This is a genomic window from Escherichia sp. WS338 (assembly GCF_046486405.1).
GTDB lineage: Bacteria > Pseudomonadota > Gammaproteobacteria > Enterobacterales > Enterobacteriaceae > Escherichia > Escherichia coli.
On record NZ_JBJQLL010000003.1, the window covers coordinates 37,845 to 58,361 of the forward strand.

General features: G+C 52.0%; 22 protein-coding genes. 12 read left to right on the forward strand and 10 right to left on the reverse strand.

All coding sequences use genetic code 11. From position 1 onward, the window contains the following. Positions 1 to 19 precede the first annotated feature (19 nt). The 4 genes from yajC to yajD all read left to right on the forward strand — a co-directional run bounded on the left by yajC (position 20) and on the right by yajD (position 3,685). Positions 20 to 352, forward strand: coding sequence for a preprotein translocase subunit YajC (gene yajC / locus ACJHWT_RS02920; RefSeq protein ID WP_000007629.1), 333 nt, complete (start codon positions 20 to 22; stop codon positions 350 to 352). A 27-nt stretch (positions 353 to 379) separates the two neighbouring features. Then, complete coding sequence (gene secD / locus ACJHWT_RS02925) at positions 380 to 2,227, forward strand: protein translocase subunit SecD (protein ID WP_000934823.1); 1,848 nt, start codon at positions 380 to 382, stop codon at positions 2,225 to 2,227. 10 nt (positions 2,228 to 2,237) lie between these two features. Beyond that, positions 2,238 to 3,209 carry a protein translocase subunit SecF gene (gene secF, locus ACJHWT_RS02930; protein ID WP_000046637.1) on the forward strand — a complete coding sequence of 324 codons (972 nt, stop codon included), beginning with the start codon at positions 2,238 to 2,240 and terminating at the stop codon, positions 3,207 to 3,209. Between the two features lie 128 nt (positions 3,210 to 3,337). Then, the gene (yajD, locus tag ACJHWT_RS02935; protein WP_001317658.1) at positions 3,338 to 3,685 is read left to right on the forward strand and encodes an HNH nuclease YajD; all 348 of its coding nucleotides are present in this window, start codon (positions 3,338 to 3,340) and stop codon (positions 3,683 to 3,685) included. A 176-nt stretch (positions 3,686 to 3,861) separates the two neighbouring features. On the opposite strand, the gene tsx is transcribed toward yajD, so the two are convergent. Next, the gene (tsx, locus tag ACJHWT_RS02940) at positions 3,862 to 4,746 is read right to left on the reverse strand and encodes a nucleoside-specific channel-forming protein Tsx (protein WP_001295328.1); all 885 of its coding nucleotides are present in this window, start codon (positions 4,744 to 4,746) and stop codon (positions 3,862 to 3,864) included. A 298-nt stretch (positions 4,747 to 5,044) separates the two neighbouring features. After that, the gene (locus ACJHWT_RS02945; RefSeq protein WP_001298536.1) at positions 5,045 to 5,584 is read right to left on the reverse strand and encodes a DUF3251 domain-containing protein; all 540 of its coding nucleotides are present in this window, start codon (positions 5,582 to 5,584) and stop codon (positions 5,045 to 5,047) included. A 150-nt stretch (positions 5,585 to 5,734) separates the two neighbouring features. Here ACJHWT_RS02945 and nrdR point away from each other — a divergent pair, with 150 nt between their 5' ends. The 6 genes from nrdR to pgpA all read left to right on the forward strand — a co-directional run bounded on the left by nrdR (position 5,735) and on the right by pgpA (position 9,840). Then, the gene (nrdR, locus tag ACJHWT_RS02950) at positions 5,735 to 6,184 is read left to right on the forward strand and encodes a transcriptional regulator NrdR (RefSeq protein ID WP_000543535.1); all 450 of its coding nucleotides are present in this window, start codon (positions 5,735 to 5,737) and stop codon (positions 6,182 to 6,184) included. Between the two features lie 3 nt (positions 6,185 to 6,187). After that, on the forward strand, positions 6,188 to 7,291 hold the full coding sequence (gene ribD / locus ACJHWT_RS02955; RefSeq protein ID WP_001150414.1) for a bifunctional diaminohydroxyphosphoribosylaminopyrimidine deaminase/5-amino-6-(5-phosphoribosylamino)uracil reductase RibD: 1,104 nt from the start codon (positions 6,188 to 6,190) through the stop codon (positions 7,289 to 7,291). An 88-nt stretch (positions 7,292 to 7,379) separates the two neighbouring features. Further along, positions 7,380 to 7,850 (forward strand): 6,7-dimethyl-8-ribityllumazine synthase, encoded by a 471-nt coding sequence (gene ribE / locus ACJHWT_RS02960; protein ID WP_001021161.1) that lies wholly within the window; start codon positions 7,380 to 7,382, stop codon positions 7,848 to 7,850. Positions 7,851 to 7,869: 19 nt separating this feature from the next. Continuing rightward, entirely contained in the window at positions 7,870 to 8,289 is a 420-nt protein-coding gene (nusB, locus tag ACJHWT_RS02965) for a transcription antitermination factor NusB (protein WP_000801125.1), read from the forward strand. Between the two features lie 77 nt (positions 8,290 to 8,366). Beyond that, positions 8,367 to 9,344 (forward strand): thiamine-phosphate kinase, encoded by a 978-nt coding sequence (gene thiL, locus ACJHWT_RS02970; protein WP_000742109.1) that lies wholly within the window; start codon positions 8,367 to 8,369, stop codon positions 9,342 to 9,344. Continuing rightward, positions 9,322 to 9,840 (forward strand): phosphatidylglycerophosphatase A, encoded by a 519-nt coding sequence (gene pgpA / locus ACJHWT_RS02975; RefSeq protein ID WP_000154044.1) that lies wholly within the window; start codon positions 9,322 to 9,324, stop codon positions 9,838 to 9,840. Before thiL ends, pgpA begins: the two co-directional genes overlap by 23 nt. A gap of 53 nt (positions 9,841 to 9,893) precedes the next feature. Here pgpA and yajO read toward each other — a convergent pair whose 3' ends face one another. The 4 genes from yajO to xseB form a co-directional block, all read right to left on the reverse strand. After that, a complete protein-coding gene (gene yajO / locus ACJHWT_RS02980) occupies positions 9,894 to 10,868 on the reverse strand; it encodes a 1-deoxyxylulose-5-phosphate synthase YajO (RefSeq protein WP_001199800.1) in 975 nt (324 codons plus the stop codon). A gap of 257 nt (positions 10,869 to 11,125) precedes the next feature. Continuing rightward, positions 11,126 to 12,988 (reverse strand): 1-deoxy-D-xylulose-5-phosphate synthase, encoded by a 1,863-nt coding sequence (gene dxs / locus ACJHWT_RS02985; RefSeq protein WP_000006820.1) that lies wholly within the window; start codon positions 12,986 to 12,988, stop codon positions 11,126 to 11,128. A 24-nt stretch (positions 12,989 to 13,012) separates the two neighbouring features. Next, positions 13,013 to 13,912 carry a (2E,6E)-farnesyl diphosphate synthase gene (gene ispA / locus ACJHWT_RS02990; RefSeq protein WP_000347220.1) on the reverse strand — a complete coding sequence of 300 codons (900 nt, stop codon included), beginning with the start codon at positions 13,910 to 13,912 and terminating at the stop codon, positions 13,013 to 13,015. Continuing rightward, on the reverse strand, positions 13,912 to 14,154 hold the full coding sequence (gene xseB / locus ACJHWT_RS02995; protein ID WP_001124935.1) for an exodeoxyribonuclease VII small subunit: 243 nt from the start codon (positions 14,152 to 14,154) through the stop codon (positions 13,912 to 13,914). Before xseB ends, ispA begins: the two co-directional genes overlap by 1 nt. Positions 14,155 to 14,359: 205 nt before the next feature. On the opposite strand from xseB, the gene thiI reads away from it, so the two are divergent. Further along, the gene (thiI, locus tag ACJHWT_RS03000; protein WP_000668660.1) at positions 14,360 to 15,808 is read left to right on the forward strand and encodes a tRNA uracil 4-sulfurtransferase ThiI; all 1,449 of its coding nucleotides are present in this window, start codon (positions 14,360 to 14,362) and stop codon (positions 15,806 to 15,808) included. 53 nt (positions 15,809 to 15,861) lie between these two features. Here the strand turns inward: thiI and yajL are convergent, their stop codons facing one another. Beyond that, entirely contained in the window at positions 15,862 to 16,452 is a 591-nt protein-coding gene (gene yajL / locus ACJHWT_RS03005) for a protein deglycase YajL (protein WP_410232309.1), read from the reverse strand. Next, positions 16,415 to 17,326 (reverse strand): 2-dehydropantoate 2-reductase, encoded by a 912-nt coding sequence (gene panE / locus ACJHWT_RS03010; RefSeq protein ID WP_000705871.1) that lies wholly within the window; start codon positions 17,324 to 17,326, stop codon positions 16,415 to 16,417. Before panE ends, yajL begins: the two co-directional genes overlap by 38 nt. A 167-nt stretch (positions 17,327 to 17,493) precedes the next feature. Here panE and yajQ point away from each other — a divergent pair, with 167 nt between their 5' ends. Next, the gene (gene yajQ, locus ACJHWT_RS03015) at positions 17,494 to 17,985 is read left to right on the forward strand and encodes a nucleotide binding protein YajQ (RefSeq protein WP_001138904.1); all 492 of its coding nucleotides are present in this window, start codon (positions 17,494 to 17,496) and stop codon (positions 17,983 to 17,985) included. A 127-nt stretch (positions 17,986 to 18,112) separates the two neighbouring features. Here the strand turns inward: yajQ and ACJHWT_RS03020 are convergent, their stop codons facing one another. Further along, complete coding sequence (locus tag ACJHWT_RS03020; RefSeq protein WP_001000953.1) at positions 18,113 to 19,477, reverse strand: MFS transporter; 1,365 nt, start codon at positions 19,475 to 19,477, stop codon at positions 18,113 to 18,115. 148 nt (positions 19,478 to 19,625) lie between these two features. Further along, positions 19,626 to 20,516 (reverse strand): heme o synthase, encoded by an 891-nt coding sequence (cyoE, locus tag ACJHWT_RS03025; RefSeq protein ID WP_000971336.1) that lies wholly within the window; start codon positions 20,514 to 20,516, stop codon positions 19,626 to 19,628. Position 20,517 lies beyond the last annotated feature (1 nt).

The window sequence follows — 20,517 nt, forward strand, 5'->3', positions numbered from 1 at the left end:
TAATAATGAGGGAAATTTAATGAGCTTTTTTATTTCTGATGCGGTAGCGGCAACGGGTGCACCGGCGCAAGGTAGCCCGATGTCTTTGATTTTGATGCTGGTGGTATTCGGTCTGATTTTCTATTTCATGATCCTGCGTCCACAGCAGAAGCGCACCAAAGAACACAAAAAGCTGATGGACTCCATTGCCAAAGGTGATGAAGTTCTGACGAACGGTGGCCTGGTTGGTCGCGTAACCAAAGTAGCGGAAAACGGCTACATTGCTATCGCGCTGAATGACACCACTGAAGTAGTTATTAAACGTGACTTCGTAGCTGCCGTCCTGCCGAAAGGCACCATGAAGGCGCTGTAATTAAAATTTTTCCCTAAGGGAATTGCCGTGTTAAACCGTTATCCTTTGTGGAAGTACGTCATGCTGATCGTGGTGATTGTCATCGGTCTGCTGTATGCGCTTCCCAACCTGTTTGGTGAGGATCCGGCTGTTCAGATCACTGGTGCGCGCGGAGTCGCCGCCAGTGAGCAAACGCTGATCCAGGTCCAGAAAACGTTACAAGAAGAAAAAATAACTGCTAAGTCTGTGGCACTGGAAGAGGGCGCTATTCTTGCGCGCTTCGACTCCACTGACACCCAGCTGCGCGCTCGTGAAGCATTAATGGGCGTTATGGGTGACAAATACGTCGTGGCGCTTAACCTTGCCCCGGCAACGCCGCGCTGGCTGGCAGCTATTCACGCTGAGCCGATGAAGCTCGGCCTTGACCTGCGTGGCGGCGTTCACTTCCTGATGGAAGTGGATATGGACACCGCGCTTGGCAAACTCCAGGAACAAAACATCGATAGCCTGCGCAGCGACCTGCGCGAAAAGGGCATCCCGTATACCACCGTTCGTAAAGAAAACAACTACGGCCTGAGCATCACTTTCCGCGATGCTAAAGCTCGTGATGAAGCCATTGCGTATCTGAGCAAGCGCCATCCGGACCTGGTGATTAGCAGCCAGGGCAGCAACCAGCTGCGTGCGGTAATGAGCGATGCTCGCCTGAGTGAAGCGCGTGAATATGCGGTGCAGCAGAACATTAATATCCTGCGTAACCGTGTAAACCAACTTGGCGTGGCGGAGCCGGTGGTTCAGCGTCAGGGTGCTGACCGTATCGTTGTTGAACTGCCAGGTATTCAGGACACTGCGCGTGCGAAAGAGATTCTGGGTGCGACGGCAACGCTGGAATTCCGTCTGGTAAACACCAACGTTGATCAGGCCGCTGCGGCATCCGGTCGCGTACCGGGCGACTCTGAAGTGAAACAGACCCGCGAAGGTCAGCCGGTTGTGCTGTACAAACGCGTAATTCTGACCGGTGACCATATCACCGACTCCACTTCCAGCCAGGACGAATACAACCAGCCGCAGGTTAACATCTCGCTCGACAGCGCAGGTGGTAACATCATGTCTAACTTCACCAAGGACAACATCGGCAAACCGATGGCAACCCTGTTTGTGGAGTACAAAGACAGCGGTAAGAAAGATGCAAACGGTCGTGCGGTTCTGGTGAAACAGGAAGAGGTGATTAATATCGCCAACATCCAGTCTCGTCTGGGTAACAGCTTCCGTATTACTGGCATCAATAACCCAAGCGAAGCGCGTCAGCTTTCACTGCTGCTGCGTGCCGGTGCGTTGATCGCGCCGATTCAGATTGTTGAAGAACGTACCATTGGCCCAACCCTGGGTATGCAGAACATTGAGCAGGGGCTGGAGGCTTGCCTTGCCGGTCTGCTGGTTTCTATTCTGTTCATGATCATCTTCTATAAGAAGTTTGGTCTGATTGCGACCAGTGCTCTGATTGCCAACTTGATCTTGATTGTCGGTATTATGTCGCTGTTGCCAGGCGCAACGCTGAGTATGCCAGGTATCGCGGGTATCGTCTTAACCCTTGCGGTAGCGGTCGATGCGAACGTACTGATCAACGAACGTATTAAAGAAGAGTTGAGCAACGGACGTACTGTTCAACAGGCAATTGATGAAGGTTATCGTGGCGCATTCAGTTCTATCTTCGATGCGAACATCACCACGCTGATTAAAGTCATCATCCTGTACGCAGTGGGTACCGGGGCAATTAAAGGGTTCGCGATTACTACCGGTATCGGTGTGGCGACGTCGATGTTTACCGCGATTGTCGGTACGCGTGCCATCGTAAACCTGCTATATGGCGGCAAGCGCGTCAAGAAGCTGTCAATCTGAGGAGTGCGATGTGGCACAGGAATATACTGTTGAACAACTAAACCACGGCCGTAAAGTCTATGACTTTATGCGCTGGGACTACTGGGCTTTTGGCATCTCTGGTCTGCTGTTAATCGCCGCTATCGTTATTATGGGCGTGCGCGGCTTTAACTGGGGGCTGGATTTCACCGGTGGTACGGTTATCGAAATTACGCTCGAAAAACCGGCTGAAATTGACGTAATGCGTGATGCATTGCAAAAAGCCGGTTTTGAAGAGCCGATGCTGCAAAACTTTGGTAGCAGCCACGACATCATGGTCCGTATGCCGCCTGCTGAAGGCGAAACCGGCGGTCAGGTGCTGGGCAGCCAGGTTCTGAAGGTGATTAACGAATCCACCAATCAGAATGCGGCAGTGAAGCGTATTGAGTTCGTCGGTCCGAGCGTGGGGGCAGACCTTGCGCAAACCGGTGCGATGGCGTTGATGGCGGCGCTGCTGTCTATCCTCGTGTACGTAGGTTTCCGCTTTGAGTGGCGACTGGCGGCAGGGGTTGTTATTGCGCTGGCGCACGACGTTATCATTACGCTGGGTATTTTGTCGTTATTCCATATCGAGATTGACCTGACCATTGTGGCATCGTTGATGTCAGTTATCGGTTACTCGCTTAACGACAGTATCGTGGTATCGGACCGTATTCGTGAAAACTTCCGCAAGATCCGTCGCGGTACGCCTTACGAAATCTTTAACGTGTCCTTGACCCAGACGCTGCACCGTACCTTGATCACATCCGGTACTACCTTGATGGTTATCCTGATGCTGTACCTCTTCGGTGGTCCGGTACTGGAAGGCTTCTCGCTGACCATGCTTATCGGTGTTTCCATCGGTACTGCATCTTCCATCTATGTGGCATCTGCGCTGGCTCTGAAACTGGGTATGAAGCGCGAACACATGTTGCAGCAGAAAGTGGAAAAAGAAGGGGCGGATCAGCCGTCAATTCTGCCTTAATCAAGTTTCAGCTGATGTTGAAAATCCCGGTCAGAAGATCGGGATTTTTTTGATGTAAGGTGATTGCGAAAATCCCCGCATCTTGGGAAACTGCGCGTAACCCTACATTTCATCCAGGTAACTTTTTCATGGCTATCATCCCAAAAAACTATGCGCGGTTAGAAAGCGACTATCGCGAAAAAGCATTAAAAATCTATCCGTGGGTCTGCGGTCGCTGTTCCCGCGAGTTTGTTTATTCCAACCTGCGTGAACTTACCGTTCACCACATTGATCACGACCATACTAATAACCCGGAAGATGGCAGTAACTGGGAATTACTTTGTCTCTATTGCCACGATCATGAGCATTCGAAATACACCGAAGCGGATCAGTATGGTACGACCGTTATCGCAGGGGAAGATGCGCAGAAAGATGTCGGTGAAGCGAAGTACAACCCATTCGCTGACCTGAAAGCGATGATGAACAAGAAGAAGTGATAAAAACGCAAAATTGCCTGATGCGCTACGCTTATCAGGCCAACGTAATCTCAGCAATGTATTGAATTTACGTGCTTTTGTAGGCCGGATAAGGCGTTTACGCCGCATCCGGCATGAACAAAGCGCACGTTGTTAACAAACTGAAATGCCGGATACAAGATCCGGCATTTCATTCATCAGAAGTTGTAACCTACTACCAGGTAACCACCCCAGCCGGTAGAGCGAACGTTGAAGTTGCCGTTGCCGAAGTTCAGTTCTGCATCGTCGTTCCACTGACCACCGTCGTGCCAGTAACGAGCTACGACAGAGTAGTGCCAGTGATCGTAGTTCAGAGCCAGAATATGGCTGGAAGCGATGGAGTTATTGGTACGGGTCTTAATACCGTTGATTGCATTACCGCTGTCATCCCCTAAATCGGAACCCCAGTCGAAGTTGGTAAAGCCGATGTAGCTCAGCTGACCGCCCCACAGATCGGTAATCGGCACAAAGTATTTAATTTTGAAACGGTAACCGTCCCACTCGTTTTCATTCGCTGCGCCATAGTTCTGCCACTGGTATTTCGCATAGACGTTCATGGACAGGCTCATCGGCAGGCCAGTATCGATATCGGTACCCAGACCCATGTACCAGGTGCTCTGGCGACCATCTTTATTACGACCCATGTCGTAAATGTAGTTGTTCGCGAAGTACCACTCTTTGAACGGACCAAAGCTAAGGTCAGTATTGGTCAGCTTGTCGATGGAGAAACGTGGTTCGATTTCCATAAACAGCGGAGAACCGTGGTTCCAGATACCTTTTGCATCGGAGTTACCGCCGAAGAATACCGGCGCATCCGCATAACCATAGAAGTCGAACCAGTCTTTTTTAGCGAATGCTTCGTACTCAAGGTAGGTATCGTTGCGGATCTGCGGTCCGAAACGGGTGTGATAGCTTCCGACAACGTTAACGCTCTGGTGCCACCAGTCGGAAAGATACTGCGGTTTGTCGTTTTCAGCTGCGTTGACAGTAAAAGACGAAGAGAGCGCCAGTACCGCACCGGCTGCCAGTAATGTTTTTTTCATATGTATGCCACTGTTTGAAAATCCCTTGCGGGAGTGAAAAAGGCGCAAATTGCGTTTCTAAATATTTCGTATACAGAGGAGCCTATTATAAAAATCATTGCTCACAAAAATATGTTTCGTTTCACAGTTCTATCATTTACGTAATCGATTGCGTTCACGTTTACACACATTCGGGCGGGGATTGTACTGACTTTCACCCTTGTTGCAAACTTTTACTATCAATCCAGGTGATGTAAGCGGAGTAACAAAATGACGGGAAAAGATGTTGCGGGACGCACAAAATCGCCCCGCAATACGTTTACTGCATAACAGGTTGAATGTCGTGGATACGTACAAAGCCTAACTGATCTACAGACATACCCTTTAACTGTAACGGAATATCAACATCGCTGGGGGCGAGGACGCTGGCAGGGGCGTTAATCAATTGATTCTGCACATTGATTTCCTGAAAGTTGTCTATTGTTCCCTGAATTTGCCCATATTCAACAGTTCCGCTGAATGCGGGCAAGGGATCATTCGACTCGCCCTGAATACGTAGCGTCAGGGTGGTGCCATCTGTATCAGGCGTAATATTCACCAGCGACATACGTAAAGTACCGATCTGGCTTTCCAGTCTTGCTGGTGTTTTCGCTCCAGGCAGAAGGTAAACCCCACTGCTGGATTTTGCATTCAGCCTGTTTTGCTGAGTGATTTTGACCGTTTCTTTATTGAGTTGCGTCATCTCCTGGTTCAGCGTGCTGACGCTGTGTTTCATCTGTCGCACTTCGCTTTGCTGCACACAGGCGCTAAGGCTGAACAGGCTTCCCAGCAGGAGCAGTCGAAAAACGTTAGTATTCATAGGTCGTCCCTTTCTCGTCGCAATTAGCCTAATGGTAGAGGGTAAAAGCAGCGAAAGCATCGATCCTTTATCTCAAAAGCGTTGCGCCTTTGTTGTATCGTCAGTTCAGGGTAAAATAGATTTCTGTTAACCACCTGGTCAGGACGCCGTATGCATTGCCCATTCTGTTTCGCCGTGGACACTAAGGTAATTGACTCTCGTCTCGTGGGCGAGGGCTCATCTGTACGCCGCCGTCGGCAGTGTCTGGTGTGTAATGAACGTTTCACCACCTTTGAAGTGGCGGAGCTGGTTATGCCGCGTGTTGTAAAAAGCAACGACGTGCGTGAACCGTTTAATGAAGAGAAATTACGTAGCGGAATGCTGCGGGCGCTGGAAAAACGTCCGGTGAGTTCCGATGACGTCGAAATGGCAATCAATCATATTAAATCGCAGCTGCGCGCCACCGGTGAGCGCGAAGTGCCGAGCAAGATGATTGGCAATCTGGTGATGGAGCAATTGAAAAAGCTTGATAAAGTCGCCTATATCCGTTTTGCCTCTGTCTACCGCAGTTTCGAAGATATCAAAGAATTTGGCGAAGAGATCGCGCGCCTGGAGGACTAAGCCGTGCAGGACGAGTATTACATGGCGCGGGCGCTAAAGCTGGCGCAACGAGGACGTTTTACCACGCATCCCAACCCGAATGTCGGGTGCGTCATTGTCAAAGATGGCGAAATTGTCGGTGAAGGTTACCATCACCGTGCTGGTGAACCACATGCCGAAGTACATGCGTTGCGTATGGCTGGAGAAAAAGCCAAAGGTGCGACTGCGTATGTGACACTCGAACCTTGCAGCCATCACGGCCGTACGCCGCCTTGCTGTGATGCATTAATTGCCGCAGGTGTGGCGCGCGTGGTTGCCTCGATGCAAGATCCTAACCCGCAGGTAGCTGGGCGAGGGCTATATCGTCTGCAACAGGCTGGCATTGACGTCAGCCACGGGCTGATGATGAGTGAAGCCGAGCAATTGAATAAAGGCTTTCTCAAACGGATGCGCACCGGCTTTCCTTATATTCAATTAAAACTTGGCGCATCGCTTGATGGTCGCACGGCGATGGCGAGTGGCGAAAGCCAGTGGATCACTTCGCCTCAGGCGCGACTCGATGTACAACGACTGCGCGCACAAAGTCATGCCATTTTAACCAGCAGCGCCACGGTGCTGGCGGATGATCCAGCCTTAACAGTGCGTTGGTCTGAACTGGATGAACAAACTCAGGCGCTTTATCCGCAACAAAATCTCCGTCAGCCGATACGTATTGTGATTGATAGCCAAAATCGCGTGACGCCGGAACATCGCATTGTGCAGCAGCCCGGCGAAACCTGGTTCGCGCGTACGCAGGAAGATTCTCGTGAGTGGCCGGAAACGGTGCGTACCTTGCTGATTCCAGAGCATAAAGGTCATCTGGATCTGGTTGTACTGATGATGCAACTGGGTAAACAGCAAATTAACAGCATCTGGGTGGAAGCGGGGCCAACGCTCGCTGGCGCATTGCTACAGGCTGGTTTAGTTGATGAGCTGATTGTCTATATCGCACCTAAACTATTAGGCAACGACGCCCGTGGATTATGCACGATGCCAGGACTTGAGAAATTAGCCGACGCCCCCCAATTTAAATTCAAAGAGATACGTCATGTAGGCCCGGATGTTTGCCTGCATTTAGTGGGTGCATGATCTCCCGGCTCGAAAGGGAAGCAGCGCACGAAATATTATGCTAAAATCCGCCCCCCTGCGGGGCCATACTCGAACCCGAAGGAAGAAAATGAACATTATTGAAGCTAACGTTGCTACCCCGGACGCTCGCGTCGCCATCACCATCGCGCGTTTCAACAACTTTATCAATGACAGCCTGCTGGAAGGTGCAATTGACGCACTGAAACGTATCGGTCAGGTAAAAGATGAAAACATTACCGTTGTTTGGGTGCCAGGTGCCTATGAGCTGCCGCTGGCGGCGGGTGCACTGGCTAAAACCGGTAAATACGACGCGGTGATTGCGCTGGGTACGGTTATTCGTGGTGGCACTGCCCACTTTGAATATGTCGCTGGTGGTGCAAGCAACGGCCTGGCGCATGTTGCCCAGGACAGCGAAATTCCGGTTGCTTTTGGTGTTCTGACCACTGAAAGCATTGAACAAGCGATCGAACGTGCTGGCACCAAAGCTGGCAACAAAGGTGCAGAAGCTGCACTGACCGCGCTTGAAATGATTAATGTATTGAAAGCCATCAAGGCCTGAAATTAGTAAGGGGAAATCCGTGAAACCTGCTGCTCGTCGCCGCGCTCGTGAGTGTGCCGTCCAGGCGCTCTACTCCTGGCAGTTGTCCCAGAACGACATCGCTGATGTTGAATACCAGTTCCTGGCTGAACAGGATGTAAAAGACGTTGACGTCCTGTACTTCCGTGAGCTGCTGGCCGGGGTGGCGACTAACACCGCATACCTCGACGGACTGATGAAGCCGTACCTGTCCCGTCTGCTGGAAGAACTGGGCCAGGTAGAAAAAGCAGTACTGCGCATTGCGCTGTACGAGCTGTCTAAACGTAGCGATGTGCCATACAAAGTGGCCATTAACGAAGCGATCGAACTGGCGAAATCTTTCGGCGCAGAAGACAGCCATAAGTTCGTCAACGGCGTACTCGATAAAGCAGCACCTGTGATTCGCCCTAACAAAAAGTAATATCCAGGCCGGTAGATTCACGGAAGACCGTTCCATGATCGCCGGCCTTTTCTTTTTTACCTGCTGAGGCATAACGTATGGCATGTGGCGAGTTCTCCCTGATTGCCCGTTATTTTGACCGTGTAAGAAGTTCTCGTCTTGATGTCGAACTGGGCATCGGCGACGATTGCGCTCTTCTCAATATCCCTGAGAAACAGACCCTGGCGATCAGCACTGATACGCTGGTGGCGGGCAACCACTTCCTCCCTGATATCGATCCTGCTGATCTGGCTTATAAAGCACTGGCGGTGAACCTAAGCGATCTGGCAGCGATGGGGGCCGATCCGGCCTGGCTGACGCTGGCATTAACCTTACCGGACGTCGACGAAGCGTGGCTTGAGTCCTTCAGCGACAGCTTGTTTGATCTTCTCAATTATTACGATATGCAACTCATTGGCGGCGATACCACGCGTGGGCCATTATCAATGACGTTGGGTATCCACGGCTTTGTTCCGATGGGACGAGCCTTAACGCGCTCTGGGGCGAAACCGGGTGACTGGATCTATGTGACCGGTACACCGGGCGATAGCGCTGCCGGGCTGGCGATTTTGCAAAACCGTTTGCAGGTTGCCGATGCTAAAGATGCGGACTACTTGATCAAACGTCATCTCCGTCCGTCGCCGCGTATTTTACAGGGGCAGGCACTGCGCGATCTGGCAAATTCAGCTATCGATCTCTCTGACGGTCTGATTTCCGATCTCGGGCATATCGTGAAAGCCAGCGACTGCGGCGCACGTATTGACCTGGCATTGCTGCCGTTTTCTGATGCGCTTTCTCGCCATGTTGAACCGGAACAGGCGCTGCGCTGGGCGCTCTCTGGCGGTGAAGATTACGAGTTGTGTTTCACGGTGCCGGAACTGAACCGTGGCGCGCTGGATGTGGCTCTCGGACACCTGGGCGTACCGTTTACCTGTATCGGGCAAATGACCGCCGATATCGAAGGGCTTTGTTTTATTCGTGACGGCGAACCTGTCACGTTAGACTGGAAAGGATATGACCATTTTGCCACGCCATAAAGATGTCGCGAAAAGTCGCCTGAAAATGAGTAATCCGTGGCATCTGCTTGCTGTCGGATTCGGAAGTGGATTAAGCCCGATCGTTCCTGGCACGATGGGGTCGCTGGCGGCGATTCCCTTCTGGTATCTGATGACTTTTTTGCCCTGGCAGCTCTATTCGCTGGTGGTAATGCTGGGGATCTGTATCGGCGTCTATCTTTGTCATCAAACGGCGAAAGACATGGGCGTGCACGATCATGGCAGCATTGTCTGGGACGAATTTATCGGTATGTGGATCACGCTCATGGCGCTGCCGACCAATGACTGGCAGTGGGTTGCCGCCGGGTTTGTGATTTTCCGTATCCTGGATATGTGGAAACCGTGGCCGATCCGCTGGTTTGATCGCAATGTACATGGCGGCATGGGGATCATGATTGACGATATTGTCGCCGGGGTGATTTCCGCAGGCATCCTGTACTTTATCGGTCATCACTGGCCGCTGGGTATTCTGTCGTAGTTGTGCACCAGTGCCTGATGTGACGCTTGTTGCGTCTCATCAGGCCTGGATTCCTATTTAAATCCTACGACCGGATGCGGTTTATACGGCGTTTCCAGCTCAGCAATCTGTTCCGGCTTCAAAGTGATATCCACCGCGTTCAGTAGCTCATCAAGCTGTTCTTCCCGCGATGTACCGATAATCGGTGCGGCAATGCCCGGTTTACTTAACAACCAGGCCAGCGCAACTTGTGCTCGTGTCGCCCCCAGTTCTTCACTGACGCCCGTTAACCGCTCTGCGATCTGCGCGTCATTTTCATCGCTTTCTTTATAGAGATTTTTCCCCACCTCATCAGACACCAGTCGTGCGGTGGTTTCTCCCCACGGACGCGTCAGACGGCCCCGCGCCAACGGGCTCCATGGAATCACCGCCACGCCCTCCTGATAACACAGAGGCAGCATCTCGCGCTCTTCTTCGCGATAAATCAGATTGTAGTGATCCTGCATACTGACAAACTGCGCCCAGCCGTGCTGTTTTTGGAGTTCCAGTGCCTGAGCAAACTGCGAAGCGTGCATTGATGACGCGCCGATATAACGCGCTTTCCCGGCTTTTACCACGTCGTTGAGGGCTTCCAGCGTCTCTTCGATCGGTGTGTTGTAATCCCAGCGATGAATTTGCAGGATATCAACATAATCCATGCCGAGACGGCGCAGGCTGTCGTCAATAGAACGTAGAATTTGTGCACGGGATAATCCTTCCGGTAAATCACCAACGCGATGGAACACTTTGGTCGCAACGACCACGTCTTCACGACGGGCGAAATCCCGCAGTGCGCGACCGACGATCTCTTCGCTGCTGCCATCGGAATAGCTATTGGCGGTATCAAAGAAATTTATGCCGCCTTCCAGTGCGCGTTTAATGATGGGACGGCTGCTCTCTTCCGGCAGTGTCCATGCGTGATTACCGCGATCTGGCTCGCCAAAGGTCATACAGCCGAGACAAAGTCGGGAAACACGAAGGTCGGTTTTTCCTAAGGGGTTGTATTGCATGCTGCCACTCCTGCCATACTCGTCATACTTCAAGTTGCATGTGCTGCGGCTGCGAGTTATTCGGCCCATCCATGGGCCTCACCCTTAACAGGGCCGCTGCAAGCAGCGTTCAAATCCGCTCCATGCGGATTTGTCGTTCACCCCAGTCACTTACTTATGTAAGCTCCTGGGGCTTCACTCGTTTGCCGCCTTCCTGCAACTCGAATTATTTAGAGTCTATGAATAATTTGTTAAGCATAGCAGGAGTAGAGTAGGGATTATGCCAGCCAGGCCTTGATTTTGGCTTCCATACCGGTGGCATCGAGGCCGAGTTCGGCGCGCATTTCTTCCTGCGTTCCTTGTGGAATAAAGAAGTCAGGCAGGCCAATGTTCAGCACGGGTACTGGTTTACGATGGGCCATCAGCACTTCGTTCACGCCGCTGCCTGCGCCGCCCATAATGGCGTTTTCTTCTACGGTGACCAGCGCTTCATGGCTGGCGGCCATTTCCAGAACTAACGCTTCATCAAGCGGTTTCACAAAACGCATATCGACCAGCGTAGCGTTCAGCGATTCAGCGACTTTCGCCGCTTCTGGCATCAGCGTACCAAAGTTAAGGATCGCCAGTTTCTCGCCACGACGCTTCACAATGCCTTTGCCAATTGGCAGTTTTTCCAGCGGCGTCAGTTCCACGCCAACTGCGTTGCCGCGCGGGTAGCGCACCGCGGACGGGCCATCGTTATAGTGATAGCCGGTATAGAGCATCTGGCGACATTCGTTTTCATCGCTCGGGGTCATAATGACCATTTCCGGTATGCAGCGCAGGTAAGAGAGATCAAAAGCGCCCTGGTGGGTTTGACCGTCAGCACCAACAATGCCCGCACGGTCGATGGCGAACAGGACCGGAAGCTTTTGAATCGCCACGTCATGCAGCACCTGATCATAGGCGCGTTGCAGGAAGGTGGAGTAGATCGCAACAATGGGTTTGTAGCCTCCAATCGCCAGACCCGCAGCAAAGGTCACTGCGTGTTGCTCGGCAATCGCTACATCAAAATAGCGATCCGGGAATTTACGTGAAAACTCGACCATACCGGAACCTTCACGCATCGCCGGAGTAATCGCCATCAGTTTGTTATCTTTCGCCGCCGTTTCGCACAACCAGTCGCCAAAGATTTTTGAATAGCTTGGTAAACCGCCGCTACTTTTCGGCAAACAACCGCTGGAGGGATCAAATTTAGGCACGGCGTGGAAGGTGATTGGGTCTTTTTCTGCCGGTTCATAACCACGACCTTTTTTGGTCATGATATGCAGGAACTGCGGGCCTTTCAGGTCGCGCATGTTCTTAAGCGTGGTGATAAGCCCCAGCACATCGTGACCGTCAACCGGGCCGATGTAGTTAAAGCCCAGCTCTTCAAACAACGTGCCAGGCACTACCATGCCTTTAATATGTTCTTCGGTACGTTTGAGCAGCTCTTTAATGGGGGGCACGCCAGAGAAAACTTTTTTCCCGCCTTCGCGCAGTGAAGAGTAAAGCTTACCGGAAAGCAGTTGCGCCAGATGGTTGTTGAGCGCGCCAACATTTTCGGAAATCGACATTTCATTGTCGTTGAGAACCACCAGCATATCAGGACGGATATCGCCCGCATGATTCATCGCTTCAAACGCCATGCCAGCGGTAATCGCACCGTCGCCAATGACACAGACGGTGCGGCGATTTTTGCCTTCTTTTTCGGCAGCAACCGCAATACCAATTCCGGCACTGATGGAGGTTGATGAATGCCCGACGCTTAATACGTCATATTCGCTTTCGCCGCGCCACGGGAACGGGTGCAGGCCACCTTTCTGACGGATGGTGCCGATCTTGTCGCGGCGTCCGGTCAAAATTTTATGCGGATAAGCCTGATGCCCCACATCCCAAATCAATTGGTCAAACGGGGTGTTGTAGACATAGTGCAGCGCCACGGTCAGTTCGACCGTGCCCAGCCCGGAGGCGAAGTGCCCGCTGGAACGGCTCACGCTGTCGAGTAAATAGCGGCGCAGTTCGTCGCAGAGTTTCGGTAAACTCTCTTTCGGCAACAGTCGTAACTCCTGGGTGGAGTCGACCAGTGCCAGGGTCGGGTATTTGGCAATATCAAAACTCATCAGGGGCCTATTAATACTTATTGTTTATTTATTACGCTGGATGATGTAGTCCGCTAGCGCTTCCAGTGCCGAGGTATCGAGTGACTGTTCAGTCAGTTGTTTCAGCGACTGACGGGCATCGTCGATCAGATCCCGGGCTTTCTTCCGGGCTTGCTCAAGACCCAGAAGTGCAGGGTAGGTACTTTTACCAAGTTGCTGGTCGGCACCCTGGCGTTTTCCCAACGTTGCAGTATCTCCTACCACATCCAGGATGTCATCCTGAACCTGGAAGGCAAGGCCGATGCTCTCTGCGTACTTGTCGAGTACTGGCAGAGCACGACGTCCTTTATCTCCGGCGCTTAATGCACCAAGGCGAACGGCGGCGCGAATCAATGCGCCGGTTTTATGACGATGAATACGCTCAAGCGCGTCCAGAGGTACGTGTTTGCCTTCCGCGTCTAAATCTAATGCCTGACCACCGCACATTCCGGCAATACCGCTGGCGCTCGCCAGTTCTGAAATCATCGAAATTCTGTCGCGGTCCGACACTTCCGGCATATCGGCATCGCTTAAAATCGAGAACGCCAGCGTTTGTAAAGCGTCGCCAGCGAGAATCGCGTTTGCTTCGCCAAATTTCACATGGCAGGTTGGCAAACCGCGACGCAGATCGTCATCATCCATTGCCGGTAAATCATCATGAATTAATGAGTAAGCGTGGATACACTCTACGGCGGCAGCGGGTGCGTCCAGCGTGTTTGTGCTAACGCCGAACATATGACCGGTGGCATAAACCAGGAAAGGTCGCAGGCGCTTACCACCTAATAATGCGCCATACTGCATGGTTTCGACCACGGGAGTGTTCTGAAAGGGCAGTGGGGCGATAAAACGGCTCAGCGCCTGGTTGGCCTGCTTAACGCAGGCTTCGAGTTGCTGCGGAAAGTCCATTACTCATTGTCCGGTGTAAAAGGGGTTAGAGAGGCGTCTTCATTGTCAGACAGCAGAATTTGTACGCGCTGTTCGGCTTGTTGTAATTTGGCCTGCCCCTGACGTGCCAGCTGCACGCCGCGTTCGAACTCGTTCAGCGCCTCTTCCAGCGGCAGGTCGCCACTTTCCAGACGGGTTACAATCTGTTCCAGCTCGCTCAGCGCCTTTTCAAAGCTGGCGGGCGCCTCATTTTTCTTCGGCATAATGAATGTCTGACTCTCAATATTTTTCGCCCCGTCATGGTAACGGACTCAGGGCAAATAGCAAATAACGCGCAATGGTAAGGTGATGTGCACAGCAAAGCGATGTTAGTGGTATACTTCCGCGCCTGGATGCAGCCGCAGGTGTGGGCTGCTGTATTTTTCCCTATACAAGTCGCTTAAGGCTTGCCAACGAACCATTGCCGCCATGAAGTTTATCATTAAATTGTTCCCGGAAATCACCATCAAAAGCCAATCTGTGCGCTTGCGCTTTATAAAAATCCTTACCGGGAACATTCGTAACGTTTTAAAGCACTATGATGAGACGCTCGCTGTCGTCCGCCACTGGGATAACATCGAAGTTCGCGCAAAAGATGAAAACCAGCGTCTGGCTATTCGCGACGCCCTGACCCGTATTCCGGGTATCCACCATATTCTCGAAGTCGAAGACGTGCCGTTTACCGACATGCACGATATTTTCGAGAAAGCGTTGGTTCAGTATCGCGATCAGCTGGAAGGCAAAACCTTCTGCGTGCGCGTGAAGCGCCGTGGCAAACATGATTTTAGCTCGATTGATGTGGAACGTTACGTCGGCGGCGGTTTAAATCAGCATATTGAATCCGCGCGCGTGAAGCTGACCAATCCGGATGTGACTGTCCATCTGGAAGTTGAAGACGATCGTCTCCTGCTGATTAAAGGCCGCTACGAAGGTATTGGCGGTTTCCCGATCGGCACCCAGGAAGATGTGCTGTCGCTCATTTCCGGTGGTTTCGACTCCGGCGTTTCCAGTTATATGTTGATGCGTCGCGGCTGCCGCGTGCATTACTGCTTCTTTAACCTCGGCGGCGCGGCGCATGAAATTGGCGTGCGTCAGGTGGCGCATTATCTGTGGAACCGCTTTGGCAGCTCCCACCGCGTGCGTTTTGTCGCTATTAATTTCGAACCTGTCGTCGGGGAAATTCTCGAGAAAATCGACGACGGTCAGATGGGTGTTATCCTCAAACGTATGATGGTGCGTGCCGCGTCCAAAGTGGCAGAACGTTACGGCGTACAGGCGCTGGTCACCGGCGAAGCGCTCGGCCAGGTGTCCAGCCAGACGCTGACCAACCTGCGCCTGATTGATAACGTCTCCGATACGCTGATCCTGCGTCCGCTGATTTCTTACGACAAAGAGCACATCATCAACCTGGCTCGCCAGATTGGCACTGAAGACTTTGCCCGCACGATGCCGGAATATTGTGGCGTGATCTCCAAAAGCCCGACGGTGAAAGCGGTTAAATCGAAGATTGAAGCGGAAGAAGAGAAGTTCGACTTCAGCATTCTCGATAAAGTGGTTGAGGAGGCGAATAACGTTGATATCCGCGAAATCGCCCAGCAGGCCGAGCAGGAAGTGGTGGAAGTGGAAACCGTCAATGACTTCGGCCCGAACGACGTGATTCTCGATATCCGTTCTGTCGATGAACAGGAAGATAAGCCACTGAAAGTCGAAGGGATTGATGTGGTTTCTCTGCCGTTCTATAAACTGAGCACCAAATTTGGCGATCTCGACCAGAACAAAACCTGGCTGTTGTGGTGTGAGCGCGGGGTGATGAGCCGCCTGCAGGCGCTCTATCTGCGCGAGCAGGGCTTTAACAATGTGAAGGTGTATCGCCCGTAATTTGTGGTTGTAACGTCGCATCTGGTCAGATGCGACGCTTACCGCATCCGACACTACTCGTAATAATTATAAATCCCTGCCGCCATCACCAGTTGTGATGCCACTTCATGGGCTTTTTCACGCCCAACCAACAGGTCGATAATTTTCAGACCAAAGTCGATAGCTGTACCCGGCCCCTGGCTGGTCAGCAATTTTACCCGTGCATCCCAGACGACGCGCTTGTCCTGCCATTGTTCGGCGGGAATTTTGTCTTTCAGCGTCGGGAAGTCGGTCATATTACCAATCGGGAAGATATCGTGCGGCACCAGCACGGTGGCTGGCGTGGCGCAAATAGCCGCGACGATACGCCCGGAACGGTGGAACTGTTTAACGGTTTCAATCAGCAGGGTGCTATCGCGAAAACACTCTGCGCCTTTAATGCCACCAGGCAGCACAATCACGTCATATTCGCCATCAGCCACTTCAACCAGCGGCGCATCCGCCAGCAGCTTCACGCCGCGCGAGCAGGTAATCGCTAGGTTACCATCGCTGGCGACGCTGGCAGTGGTGACTTTGATACCGCCGCGAACCAAGAGGTCGATAGTGGTGACGGCTTCAGTCTCTTCACTACCAGGGGCGAGGCAAACCAGTGCCGATGCGCTCATATTCACTCTCCTTTCTTTTTACCATTTCAAACAGGCGGGTGTTTTCCGGTACGGCAATCCCATGCGCGCGGGCGCGGCGTAAGAGAAAACCATTGATATAGTCGATTTCGGTGTGGCGCAGCGCGCGGATATCCTGCAACATCGACGAGATATTTTCCGCTGTGGCATCAATCACCTGCATCACGTAATCACGCAAATCTTCTGCTGAAGTATGATGCCCTTCGCGTTCGATCACTGCCGCGACTTCTTCGCATATCTGCATAATTTCTTGCGGATGATGACGTAATTCACCATTCGGGCAATTCCAGGTGGCGGTCAGTGGATTAATCACACAGTTGACTGCCAGCTTGCGCCACAGCTCGGCGCGAATATTGTTATGCCACGCGACGTCAGGCAATACGGTTTGCAAAATATCCGCCAGATAACTGTAATCGCCGTCCTGTTGCCGTGCCGGACCAATATGCGTGATACCGTTTGCCACATGAATAATGACATTGCCGTCGCGGCGAGCGGCATGGGTGGTGGTGCCCATCAGTAATGGCTGCTGAATGTTTTGCAACTCTTCGATGGTGCCCATGCCGTTGTGAATTAACAGTATTGGCGTGGTTACAGGCAGTGTGGACGCGAGGCTTTTGACGGCATCGGAAACCTGCCATGCTTTCAGCGTCACCAGGAGCAGATCGCTGGTGGCGAGAAAATCGGGATCGTTGGCGGTCAGAGACTCGTTAAATATCGAACCATCTGTCTCAACCAGATTCACGCTACAATAAGGTTGCGGTACGCGCAGCCAGCCCTGAACTTCGTGACCCTGTTTACAAAGTGCTGTAAGCCATAATTGCCCTAAGGCACCGCATCCCAATACGGTAATTTTCATTGTTCCTCCTCACCCGCAACCACTCCGGGTGTTCAATAAGGCTATCCCTTAATTGTGCATGCTGTTGCGACTATGCACAATTAAGGGATACGTCCTGGTGCGGGACTGTCGGTTATTTAACTTTGCGGGTATTATGCTTCGCATCAAAAATGAAGGGAGAGGAAAAGATGCCATCTTTCGATATTGTCTCTGAAGTTGATCTTCAGGAAGCACGTAACGCGGTCGATAACGCTAGCCGCGAAGTGGAGTCCCGTTTTGACTTCCGTAACGTTGAAGCCTCATTTGAGCTGAACGACGCCAGCAAAACCATCAAAGTGTTGAGCGAGTCCGATTTCCAGGTCAATCAGTTGCTGGATATTCTGCGTGCCAAGCTGCTGAAGCGCGGCATTGAAGGCAGTTCACTGGATGTACCGGAAAATATCGTTCATAGCGGTAAAACCTGGTTTGTGGAAGCGAAACTGAAACAGGGCATTGAGAGCGCGACTCAGAAGAAAATCGTCAAAATGATCAAAGACAGCAAACTGAAAGTGCAGGCGCAAATTCAGGGCGATGAGATCCGCGTAACGGGTAAATCTCGTGATGATTTGCAGGCTGTCATGGCGATGGTACGTGGTGGCGATCTCGGTCAGCCGTTCCAGTTCAAAAACTTCCGCGATTAATCGCGACAATGCGCGTTTTGTTCATGCCGAATGCAGCATGAACAGCTAATTCGGCCTACAACGATTTGTAACTCAAGAACTTTGTAGGCCTGGTAAGCGTAGCGCAGCAGGCAATTCGCCTCGTTTTTTATGCCTGACGAATTGCCTGTTCAACCTCAAAGCGATTCGTCACTTTGCTGTCGATTTTCACATAAGCTGAATGTTCTTCTTCTGCAATCAACACTTCTTTGACGCCCGCGGTTTCCAGCAAACGCACTTTTAACGCCTCGTTTGCGGCAATGTCCGCCGGGATTTCAATGCGCAAGCTGCTGACATACGGCGGTTCTTTCATGGTACTGGCGACTGCCAGCCACACTGCGGCCAGCATTGCGCCAGCGAGAAATACTCCCTGACCGTCAAACATGCCGTCAATCCAGCCGCCCAGCGAACCGCCAATCGCCACGCCAAGAAACTGGCTGGTGGAGTAAACACCCATCGCCGTACCTTTGTAACCTGCTGGCGACTCTTTACTGATAAGTGAAGGCAGAAGGGCTTCCATCAAATTAAACGCTACAAAGAAAAGCTGCACGCCGACCACCAGTTGCCAGAACTGCGTTTGTGCGTTCCACAACACAATTTCCGCAACCACGATTAACCCAACGCAGAAGACAAAGACTTGCTTCATTTTGCGCTTAACTTCAGCGTAGATAATGAAAGGCACGACCGAGCCAAAGGCGATTAGCATTGTCGCCAGATAGACCTTCCAGTGTTCAGCCGCCGGGAACCCCGCATCAGCCAGTTGTCCGGGCAGGGCAACAAACGTCGACATCAGCAAAATATGCAGACACATAATGCCAAAGTTGAGTTTCAGCAGCCGCGGTTCCGCCAGCACTTTACTGAAACTGCCTTTCACCATTCCGGACTCACGATTAAGTACGTGAGTGCTACTGTTGGGCACAACCCAAATGGTCAACGCAATGCCGGTCGTTGCCAGAATAGCGATCATCCAGAACAGCGCGTGCAGCCCAAGTTTGTGAGTGATGATCGGGCCAAGCACCATCGCAATGGCAAAGGTAATGCCAAAGCTCACGCCGATAAACGCCATTGCTTTGGTGCGGTTTTGTTCGCGCGTGAGATCGGAAAGCAGCGCCATAACGGCAGCGGCAATCGCACCGGAGCCTTGTAGCGCCCGGCCCAGAATAATTCCCCAGATGGAGTCAGAGAGCGCAGCGATAACGCTACCGGCGGCAAACACTGCCAGCCCACCGACAATTAATGGTTTGCGACCAATGCGGTCGGAAAGCAGGCCAAACGGAATCTGAAAAACGGCCTGAGTCAGACCATAAATACCAATGGCAATACCGATTAATGCTTCGCTGGCACCTTGCAGAGCCATGCCGTACGTGGTCAGAACCGGCAGAACCATGAACATGCCCAGCATGCGCAACGAGAATACGGTCCCTAAACCCCAGGTCGCGCGTCGCTCACCTGGCGTCATTTTATAATCGTTCATTACCACCTCTGTTTTAAATTCGCGACTAGTGTAAAGCGGCAAACGAATGGGGTAAACATGCGGATTTTTTAGTAAATATTTCGAGAGGGATATGATTCTAATGCTAAGAAAAAAGGTGCCGTAGCACCTTTTTAACTGAGAGGTTGTGTTACCACACAGCAGCCAGCAGCGTATGCGAGTCCGGCACCATAAAATCAACGGACATCATCACCGAGAGGGCAGTGATGGCGATGATAGAGAAGCCGAACAGCTTGCGCGCCCAGATTCTGTCATCAGCAACTTTATAACCGCGCAGAGCCATGCCTAACCACCAGACGCTCACCGCCGCGGCGACTACCAGATATTTATACCCAGCGTAACCGCCAAGAGAGAGCATCAGCGTGGCAACGGCAAAGGCGATGATATACAGCGTGATGTGATTCTTCGCCACCGAAATGCCTTTTACCACTGGCAATACCGGAATGTTTGCCGCCTGGTAATCCTTAAAGCGGAAAATGGCGATGGCATAGGAGTGAGGCATCTGCCACAGACTGAAGATAGCAAGCAGGATCGCTGCGCCACTATCGAACTCGCCGGTTACTGCACAGTAGCCGATCACCGGCGGCGCAGCGCCGGAGAGCGAACCAATCAATGTGCCGTAGACTGAGTGGCGTTTCATGTACAGGCTATAAACGCCGACGTAAACCACAAAGCCCATCACCCCCAGCCAGCAGGCCAGCGGATTCGCGCCAAACCACAGCAGCATAAAGCCAGCAATACCCAGCAAGGTGGCGTACACCAGCGAGACAGCAGGAGAGATCAGGCCTTTAACCAGCACCCGATTCTTCGTCCTTTCCATCTTTCTGTCGATATCCCTGTCGATGTAGTTGTTAAACACACAACCCGACGCCACAACCAGTGACACCCCAACCAGCGTGTAGATAAACAGGGGATAATCAATGCTGCCCTTTGAGGCCAGCAGGAATCCCCCAATCACCGAGATCAGGTTGCCAAAGATGATGCCTGGTTTCGTTACTTGCAGGTATTGCTTAAACATCATA